8 protein-coding genes and 1 tRNA gene are annotated in these 8,894 nt (G+C 47.3%); 2 read left to right on the top strand and 7 right to left on the bottom strand.

The features are described from left to right. Positions 1–161: 161 nt before the first annotated feature. The 7 genes from CSQ88_RS13455 to CSQ88_RS13425 all read right to left on the bottom strand — a co-directional run bounded on the left by CSQ88_RS13455 (position 162) and on the right by CSQ88_RS13425 (position 6,196). Complete coding sequence (locus CSQ88_RS13455) at positions 162–437, bottom strand: hypothetical protein (protein WP_099398613.1); 276 nt, start codon at positions 435–437, stop codon at positions 162–164. Further along, entirely contained in the window at positions 434–826 is a 393-nt protein-coding gene (locus CSQ88_RS13450; protein ID WP_143449480.1) for a phage holin family protein, read from the bottom strand. Before CSQ88_RS13450 ends, CSQ88_RS13455 begins: the two co-directional genes overlap by 4 nt. A 2-nt stretch (positions 827–828) precedes the next feature. Further along, positions 829–1,128: a YqjD family protein gene (locus CSQ88_RS13445; protein ID WP_099398611.1), complete on the bottom strand. Its 300-nt coding sequence runs from the start codon at positions 1,126–1,128 to the stop codon at positions 829–831. Positions 1,129–1,199: 71 nt separating this feature from the next. Next, complete coding sequence (nadC, locus tag CSQ88_RS13440) at positions 1,200–2,033, bottom strand: carboxylating nicotinate-nucleotide diphosphorylase (RefSeq protein WP_099398610.1); 834 nt, start codon at positions 2,031–2,033, stop codon at positions 1,200–1,202. Between the two features lie 70 nt (positions 2,034–2,103). Then, positions 2,104–3,456: a phosphomannomutase/phosphoglucomutase gene (locus CSQ88_RS13435; protein ID WP_218963086.1), complete on the bottom strand. Its 1,353-nt coding sequence runs from the start codon at positions 3,454–3,456 to the stop codon at positions 2,104–2,106. A 10-nt stretch (positions 3,457–3,466) separates the two neighbouring features. Beyond that, complete coding sequence (locus CSQ88_RS13430; RefSeq protein WP_099398608.1) at positions 3,467–4,465, bottom strand: YheT family hydrolase; 999 nt, start codon at positions 4,463–4,465, stop codon at positions 3,467–3,469. 126 nt (positions 4,466–4,591) lie between these two features. After that, positions 4,592–6,196, bottom strand: coding sequence for an ABC-F family ATPase (locus tag CSQ88_RS13425; protein WP_099398607.1), 1,605 nt, complete (start codon positions 6,194–6,196; stop codon positions 4,592–4,594). An 824-nt stretch (positions 6,197–7,020) separates the two neighbouring features. Here CSQ88_RS13425 and CSQ88_RS13420 point away from each other — a divergent pair. Beyond that, complete coding sequence (locus CSQ88_RS13420) at positions 7,021–8,538, top strand: hypothetical protein (RefSeq protein WP_099398606.1); 1,518 nt, start codon at positions 7,021–7,023, stop codon at positions 8,536–8,538. A 107-nt stretch (positions 8,539–8,645) separates the two neighbouring features. Further along, positions 8,646–8,735, top strand: a tRNA-Ser gene (locus CSQ88_RS13415). The last annotated feature ends 159 nt before the right edge of the window (positions 8,736–8,894 follow it).

The raw sequence follows: 8,894 nt of genomic DNA, 5'->3' as shown, positions 1-8,894 counted from the left end.
TCGTTTTGATACCTGCTTCGCCAGTTAAATATTGCTGAACGACAGAGAGCTTGAATTGCGTTGAGTACTTGGACATAAAAACACCCCAAAAATATGGACGGGTGTCCAACTTTTGGGGTGCAGTTCACATTGTCCGGCTTTTTGCTTTCATCAGTACTTTATCAATCTGGCTGCCTGCGTTTTTTTATCACAAAACGCACAATCTGCAGCGCAGCCAGAGCAAGGGCAAGATGCTTTTTAATACCTTCAGAGCGCAGAGCCAATCTGGCCAGCTTTAACCAGCCCAGTACGCCCCCTGTTGGCTGGCTCATTGCCAGGCCTTCTTGCAATAAATTCACAGGCTGAGCAAAAGACTTAAGCTCTTGCCTGAGCGCCTGACGCTGCTGCTCAGCTTTAAGCTGCAAAAACTGCTTGCGGTAGAAGCGCGCTAATTTCATGCGTCTTCCTCTGCGGCAATATGAAGCAAAGCCTTACGATCACGGACCAGCTCGGCACAGCTTGCGGGGAATAAATCCGGCGCATGCTTCAGGCGGTGTCTTAAATAACAGGCAAAAGCAATTGCCCCGCCGCCATAGACCAGCATTAGCCCTAGCGCGACCGCAATGCGGTGGCTGTCCCAGAAAATAATCAGCAGCAAAACAGCTGCAAGCGCAAGGCACAGGCCCCCCAGCACAACAGCGACCGCACCCAGAATAAAATCAAGCACCAGCCGCTGCAAAGCATCCTGCAGCTCCAGACCAAACAGCTCAAGATGCGTGCCAAGTAAGCCTGCAGCCTGCGCCATAATCCGCCGCACGCCAGCTAAAAATGGAGGCGAAGACTTCACGATTAACGACGCGAAATCAACATACCTACCAGTGCACCAACCGCAGCAGCCACACCAATGGCCTGCCACGGATGATCGTGCACATATTCATCCGTTACTTTTGCAGCCTGTTTTGCCTTAGCCACGGCAACTTGCTCAACTTCATACAGGCGGGTTTTTGCAGCACGCAAACGCTCTACAGCACGGGCATACAGCGCTTCGGCATCTTTGCCCCCTGCCTGAGAAGCTTCAGCCAGCAATTGCTCTGCTTCTTGTAAGATATCTTGTGATTGATCGAGTAATGTTTCACTGTTGGTATTCATAAGAAAAGCTCCTTAGAACTACATGAGAAAAAAACTGACACAAGCTAAGAGACAGCGCAAAAGTTCCTTACTTACACAAAACGCATAGAGAGATCTATCGCCTGAATATCCTTAGTGAGCTTGCCAACAGAAATACGCTGTACGCCTGTTTCGGCAATCTCTCTGACGGTGGTCTCATCAACCCCGCCCGAGGCTTCAAGCACTGCACGATCGCCTGCAAGCGCAACCGCTGCACGTAAATCGGTCAGATTCATATTATCGAGCAAGACTAATTTCGCCCCGGCATGTAACGCCTGCTCCAGCTCATGCAGGGTTTCTACTTCTATCTGAATACTAACACCAACAGGTGCTAATTTTTCTGCTGCATGTAAGGCTGCGGCAATACTACCAGCGGCCATAATATGGTTTTCTTTAATCAGTATGCCATCGTAAAGGCCAATGCGCTGATTCTCTCCTCCGCCTGCGGTGACAGCATACTTCTGAGCAAGCCGCAAACCCGGCAACGTTTTACGCGTGTCATGGATTTTTGCCTTAGTGTGTGCAATTAACTCCACATAACGCCGCGTTTCAGTGGCTACAGCAGAGAGCGTTTGCAGAAAATTCAAAGCACTGCGTTCGGCCGTTAATAAGCTGCGCGCTGCACCTTCGATACGGCAAAGCGGCTGATCTGCAACAACTTGTTCCGCTTCTTTGATCAGCCATTCTACTTTTACCCCGGCATCCACCTGGCGAAATACTTCATCAAACCAGGCCTGGCCACAAATCACCGCGCTTTGCCGTGCTATGACTGTGGCTGTGCCCTGCACATCGTCCGCAATCAGCATAGCAGTCCAGTCACAAATTCCCAGATCCTCCTGCAAAGCAGCAGAGACTTGGGCGGCAATAAGGTGAGAAGCAGGAATCATTGTTTTTCCATCATTCAATCTTTAGGGATAAGTGGCCTTGCTGCCCGGTTCAGGTTCAAGGCCTTATAAATTACTCACAACAGGGAAGCACTAAAGGGGCAATGGCGGCCGCCAGCTCTTGCTGAATTCTGGCTAAGCCCAGCGCCGTTTTCGCCTCCATTCTGAGTGTAAGCACGGGCGTAGTATTAGACGCCCTGATCAAACCAAAACCATCTGCATATTCAATACGTAATCCGTCGATCGTAAAAATGCGTAAGGCACGCGGGAAAACCGCATTTTTAGCAATATCAGCCACAAGGCCATGGCCATCCTGCTCTAAAGCCACTTGTAACTCAGGGGTAGAAACCGACTGGGGCAAAGCCGCGAGCATCTGGTCTAAATCGCGGCCGGCAATCATGCTTAAAAACCGCGCACCTGCAAAGAGCGCATCATCATCAGGCCAGTCTTTAAAGGCAAAATGCCCGGATAACTCCCCGGCCAGTAAAGCCTTTGAAGCGTACATATGGCGCTTCATATGTCCATGGCCGGTAGGAATCGCAGTGCATGTGCCGCCTTTGCGGCTCACCCAGTCACTAATTAAACCACTTGATTTCACATCATATAAAATATGCCCCGGTTGCTTTTCCAGCAGCGCCGCAGCAAACAGCATCAGTAAGCGATCACCGGGAATACTTTCACCGTGGCGGGTAACCACGCCCAGACGATCGCCATCACCATCAAACGCGAGGCCAATATCCGCCTGCTGCTCCTGCACCACCCGTTTTAAATCGGCCAGATTGGCTTCAACCTGAGGATCTGGATGATGGTTTGGAAATGCGCCATCCACCTTGCAATAAAGCTCAAGCACCTCGCAGCCTAGGGCGCGGTATAAATCCGGCGCAAAAGCGCCAGGAACACCATTACCGCAATCCACCACAACTTTAAAGCGCTTAGCAATGGGGCATGCAGCCATTACGGCCGCATAATACGCGTCGGCAATATGCAGCATTGTATGCTCACCCTGCCCCCGGACAAAATCATCGGCTTCAATTCGTTGCCGTAAAGCCAGCAAGGCTTCACCATCGATGGTTTCGCCTGCCAGCGTAATTTTTATACCATTATAGTCAGCAGGATTATGGCTACCTGTAATCATCACCCCCGATCCAGCGGCATAATTACGCGCAGCAAAATAAAGCAAAGGCGTAGCGGCCAAGCCTAAATCCAGCACATTTATCCCGCTTGCCAGCAGTGCATCAATCAATGCCTGAGCTAATGCGGGGCTGGAAAAACGTCCGTCTCTTGCCAGCGCAATTTGCTTTACACCACGCTGATGTGCTTCTGCACCGATACCAAGACCAATAAACTGGGCAGCTTCAGGGGTAAGCAGTGAAGTTTGCGCACGAATATCATAGGCTTTAAAAAGCCGGGGAGAAATGACTGGCACGTGTTCTTCCTTAACGGGGTAAAGGCAAGTGGCTCTGAAAAAAACGATGCAGGGTTTGCGGCAGCCATTGCAATTTACCCGGCATGGCGCCCGATGCAAAGCCCACATGGCCACCTTCCAGAGGTTGTACCAGAGTAACGTGCCCTGACACATCGCTTTGCGCGGGCAAAGATTCTGCCGGGACAAAGGGATCGTTTTTCGTGTTTATGACCAGGCTGGGCAGGCTGATCTTAGATAAAAAAGGCTTACAGCTCGCGCTTTGCCAGTAGTGCTCTACACTCTTAAAGCCATGAACCGGGGCCGTTACCAAATGATCAAACTCCCGCAGCGTTGTGGCAAGACGCAGGCTGTACTGATCCAGAAAAGGGTTATCGACGAGTTTCAGTTTAGCAAAGGTTTTCTTACGTAAGCTGCGCAAAAATTCACGCGTATAGACCCGGCGATTAAACCCCTGATCCAATGCATTGCCTGTGGCCGTTAAATCCATGGGCGCACACACCGCCGCAGCCGCATTAATAACTGCCGCCGCAGCATCACCCTGCTCTCCCAGCCATTTGAGTAATGCATTCCCCCCCAGAGAAACACCAACCGCAAAGATAGGCACATCGGGATGCTGGGCACGAATGCGGCAGAGCACCCAGTCTATTTCACCAGAATCCCCTGCATGGTAAGCCCTGGGTAAACGGTTGATCACATTGCCACAGGAACGAAAATGCGGCACAACGCCCCGCCAGCCTTGTGTATACAGAAAATCAAATAAAGAGGTGGCGTAATGACTGCGCGAGCTCCCTTCCAGCCCATGAAACAACACCACCAGAGGCGTGCCTGCACGGCCATCAACCCAATCCACCACAATGGAATCCAAATCAGGTGTAATCCAGGATTCCCTGCGATATGCAGGTGCTTTTTTCCACATCAGCGTGGCAGGATAAATGGTTTGCGCGTGCCCGCCCGGCAACCAGACAGGGGCAGAATAAGCCGGTATAGCAAAGGGAAAAGCGCGAGACATAGAATGAAACCCGGACAAACAACAGAAAAAAGGGGCGAATTAACGCCCCTTTATTTTACTACAAATGCTTACACATCATTTGCTTCAGATTTCAAATAAATAACATCTTTGCAATTGAACCTGCGTTTAATCAAGACCACGGCTTGCCAGGTAATCCTCATAACCACCCACATAGTAGTTATATGTGCCATCACCATTCAGCTCTAAGATTTGCGTAGCCAGCGAGCTTACAAAAATCCGGTCATGGGATACAAATAATAGAGTGCCTTTGAATAAATCCAAAGCCAGATTCAAAGATTCGATCGACTCCATATCCATATGGTTAGTCGGCTCATCCATAATCAGCACATTAGGTGTTTCTAAGATCAGCTTACCGTACAGCATGCGGCCTTTTTCACCGCCTGACAGCACTTTGACCGATTTTTTAACATCGTCACCACCAAATAATAAGCGGCCCAAAATACCGCGGATCACTTGGTCATCTGTGCCTGGCTGGCTCCACTGCTTCATCCAGTCAAACAGCGTGATATCTTCTTCGAAATCAGCTTCATGATCCTGAGCAAAATAACCCAGCTGCGCTTTTTCTGCCCATTTAATCTTGCCACTATCTGGCTTAATCACATCCATCAGCAGCTTCATCAGCGTGGATTTACCCACACCATTACCACCAATCACGGCAATTTTCTGGCCTGCTTCCAGAATCAGATCCAGATTTTGAATCAAAGGCTTATCAAAAGACTTTGAAACCAAGGACAGCTCAACAGCCTGACGGTGTAGCTTGGCTTTTTCATCCACTTCAAAACGAATATATGGATTCTGACGGCTGGATGGTTTTACATCCACCATGCCTTCTTTAATCTTATCAGCCAGCTTCAGACGGCTGGTCGCCTGACGAGCTTTGGATTTATTGGCAGAGAAACGCGCAGCAAAGGAATTAAGCTCAGCCACTTTTTCTTTGGCTTTCTGATTATCTGTCAGTAAACGCTCTCGTGCCTGCGTAGAAGCAATCATGTAATCATCGTAAGTGCCCGGATAGATGCGAATTTCACGGAAATCCACATCAGCCACGTGAGTACATACCTGATTCAAAAAGTGCCTGTCGTGCGAAATAATAATCATGGTGGAATCACGCTCATTGAGCGAGTTTTCCAGCCAGCGAATGGTGTTGATATCTAAGTTATTAGTTGGCTCGTCGAGCAGCAACACTTCCGGATTAGAAAACAGCGCCTGCGCCAGCAATACGCGAAGCTTCCAGCCCGGTGCCACATCACTCATCGGGCCAAAATGCTGCTCAATCGGAATACCTGCCCCCAACAGCAATGCGCCAGCGCGCGCTTCAGCCGTGTAACCATCGTATTCGGCCACTTTGCCTTCCAGCTCAGCAGCACGCATATAATCATCTTCTGTTGCTTCTAAATTTGCATAAATCGCATCGCGCTCAGCCAGTACCGCCCACAGCTCTGTGTGGCCCTGCATGACCACATCAATGACGCGGCTGTCTTCAAAAGCAAACTGATCCTGCTTCAGCTTACCTAAGCGCACACCTGGCTCTAAGCTTACATTCCCGGCTGTTGGCTCTAAATCGCCACCCAGAATCTTCATAAATGTAGATTTACCGCAGCCATTTGCGCCAATCAAACCATAGCGATTGCCATCACCAAATTTTACTGAAACCTTTTCAAATAAAGGCTTTGCACCAAATTGCATTGTAATATTAAAAGTACTGATCATGATTCGTTTACCCTATTGCTGCACACAAACACCGTTGTATTATTTAAAAAAATGATGGCTTGCCGCTTTCGCACAGATTCTTAATCTGTAATATTTAAAGCACTCATTTTGCTTTGTTGACTATGGCTCAAACACAGTGCTGTTTTTCTAAAACAAGCACAAAGCTGCTCCTTGCTTATTTATATAAATCAGCCAAGCATGCCAAGTGCTGTCTACCCTGTTTCCATACAGATACATCATTGTATTTTAAAGAAAAATATCTTTTGCTATTTTGCCTGGCTAGATACAGCAGCCCTACACAATGTACTGATTTTCCTCTTTACAGCGCACAAGCATCATTAAGAGTTATAAACGGGTATGCGCCACCGCAAAGCTATGCAGCCTGTTGCGCCAGCATAAAGGTGGGGATTTTATCACAGCACGGCTACTTGATCGCCATGCCATGCATACCAACCGATCAGATGCAGCACAGAAAGGGTGAAAACAATAGCTGCAGCGGCATTAATTCCGTAAGCAAAGCTTTAATCAGCCAGAGCTGCAACGCTATACTAAAGCGACTTCCTTTCAATTTACCTATACTCATGTGGTACTTATCACTGGCAGCATCTGCTGTTGTAAAGCATAAAATAATGACGACAACATATTGCTTTCTATTTATGTAAAATAGCGCGGCATTTAGCCTGAATAATTAACACAATTAGCTTTCAATTATATTAAGAATATAAAATATTAAGCATAATAATATCGCCACTTACTGAGTCTTCATTCAAAAAAACTAATTAAATATCTTTTAACCACTTTTGTGCAGCAAGGTAGGACAAGCAATGTTTGATATCAAAGGCCTTGTAAATTCACTCTTTCAGTCTACCCCGCAAGAGGGCGTTTTTGATTTAAAGTCAGCCACCATTTTTATGGAAGAGCTGCCTGAAAGCGATATTTTGCAAGCACAAATAGAAATTGTAAAAGCGTTAAAACAACTCAATAGCAATCCTAAAATCAGCATGAACGAACGCTTCAAGACGATTCCCTATCTTGAAGAAAAAGCCCAACCACTGCAAAGCCACCTATTAGATATTTATCATGGGCGGGTTATAGAAGAAGGCACCACATCTCACCAGGTGCTGCCTGCCATTTTGAATTTCTGGTATGAAATGGCAACGGGATATTTAAGCTGCATTAAGCAAGGCAGCCAGAAGAAATTTATCTCATCACAAAAAATTGAATATTTCACACTCAGGGCAATGGATCTTTATGCGATCCAGGCACAGTACGCTTATATGCGCCATTTAGAAATTGACCACCATATTTGGCGCAACCTTAACCGCCTTTATCTGTTTGCCGAGCAAGGTGGTTTTGCAGATAAGCCCCAGATCAGCCCGGCCAATATCAGTATTTATCAGATCTATGTGCAAGCATTAATGCTATCTTTGTCTGCGCCGGAAAAAATACAATCTGCACAAATTGAGCTTATCGCCATCTGGCTGAAAAAATGGGCTGCTGATCTGGTTTTAGATAAAGAACTCAAACCTCATCATCACTTATTTGCGATCAATATATCTGGCAGCACGCCCCCCAAAAGAATTCGCCGGGATATGGTTGGGGAAAACTGGCGCTACTGGTCTGCAGATTCAATTACCGCGCAAATCACGCCATTAATTGAACAATTCAGCAAAGGGCAAACCCCTGCAGCCTTAGGCCTGCCGGCTGAATCGAACTCTCCTTCCAATTTAGAACTATTGCATACGCTGCGTAATTTGTGGTCCCGTGATGCGCTTACCCCTGTAAGAAAGCACGAAAGGCAAAGCAATAATAAATCAATCCGGGTGATTACAGGCTTACACAACATCGTGCCATTTATAGCCCAGCAGGGAAAAGTAGCCACAAACAGCGCAGATCAGATCAATGCAGAAAAGTGGGAACTGGGAGATGAAAGCAGCAGCGGATTTGGCTTAAATTACCATAGTGAAACTCAAATTGAAGTGGGTGAGCTATTGGGCCTGAACAATATAACAAACCATCCATTTACAATTGGCATTGTGCGGCGTTTTAACCGCAGCCAAAAAGGCTATGTCAGCGTTGGCGTAGAAACACTGACTCAAAGCCCGATTATTGTTGAGCTTACCCCCTTGCTGGCCGAAGAAAGTACGGCATGTATTTATGCACCGGAAGGCCCGAGCAGTAACCCTGCACGTTTTTTGATTATTCCTCAGGCTATTTTTGCAGATAGCAGAGAATATAAATTTACAGCACAGGGAAAAAGCTACCGTATCCGCCTCTCCCCCGCTCTGGAACACACGCCCAGCTTTGTATTAGCCAAATTTACAGTGCTGGAAAAACTCTAAACACCACCTGGCCATTATTTTTTATCTATTTAAACAAATTTCTTTACACATTCTAAAAAGTTCCGCTATAATGCGTTCCTGTCTGAGTCGCAAGACAAAGACCCCAAGGAAGTGTGGCCGAGTGGTTTAAGGCAGCAGTCTTGAAAACTGCCGAGGATGCAAGTCCTCCGTGGGTTCGAATCCGACCGCTTCCGCCAGGATTCAAAAAAATCCCCTGATGAAAATCAGGGGATTTTTTCATTTGTGCTCCCCGTAAAGATACGCCTCAAGTACGCCACTGCCTGTTACTCAAAAACAAACATCAACAATGCAAAAAACCCCGCCGAAGCGGGGTTTTGATATTGTTTATTACTTAA

The sequence above is a fragment of the Iodobacter sp. BJB302 genome, assembly GCF_002735645.1.
Lineage (GTDB): Bacteria > Pseudomonadota > Gammaproteobacteria > Burkholderiales > Chitinibacteraceae > Iodobacter.
This window is presented reverse-complemented; position numbering and strand designations above follow the sequence as displayed.

Bases quoted from the DNA above. Each gene is read 5' to 3' on its own strand.
- CSQ88_RS13445 (WP_099398611.1), bottom strand. From the start codon at position 1,128: ATGAATACCAACAGTGAAACATTACTCGATCAATCACAAGATATCTTA.
- CSQ88_RS13425 (WP_099398607.1), bottom strand. From the start codon at position 6,196: ATGATCAGTACTTTTAATATTACAATGCAATTTGGTGCAAAGCCTTTA.
- CSQ88_RS13430 (WP_099398608.1), bottom strand. From the start codon at position 4,465: ATGTCTCGCGCTTTTCCCTTTGCTATACCGGCTTATTCTGCCCCTGTC.
- nadC (WP_099398610.1), bottom strand. From the start codon at position 2,033: ATGATTCCTGCTTCTCACCTTATTGCCGCCCAAGTCTCTGCTGCTTTG.
- CSQ88_RS13455 (WP_099398613.1), bottom strand. From the start codon at position 437: ATGAAATTAGCGCGCTTCTACCGCAAGCAGTTTTTGCAGCTTAAAGCT.
- CSQ88_RS13420 (WP_099398606.1), top strand. From the start codon at position 7,021: ATGTTTGATATCAAAGGCCTTGTAAATTCACTCTTTCAGTCTACCCCG.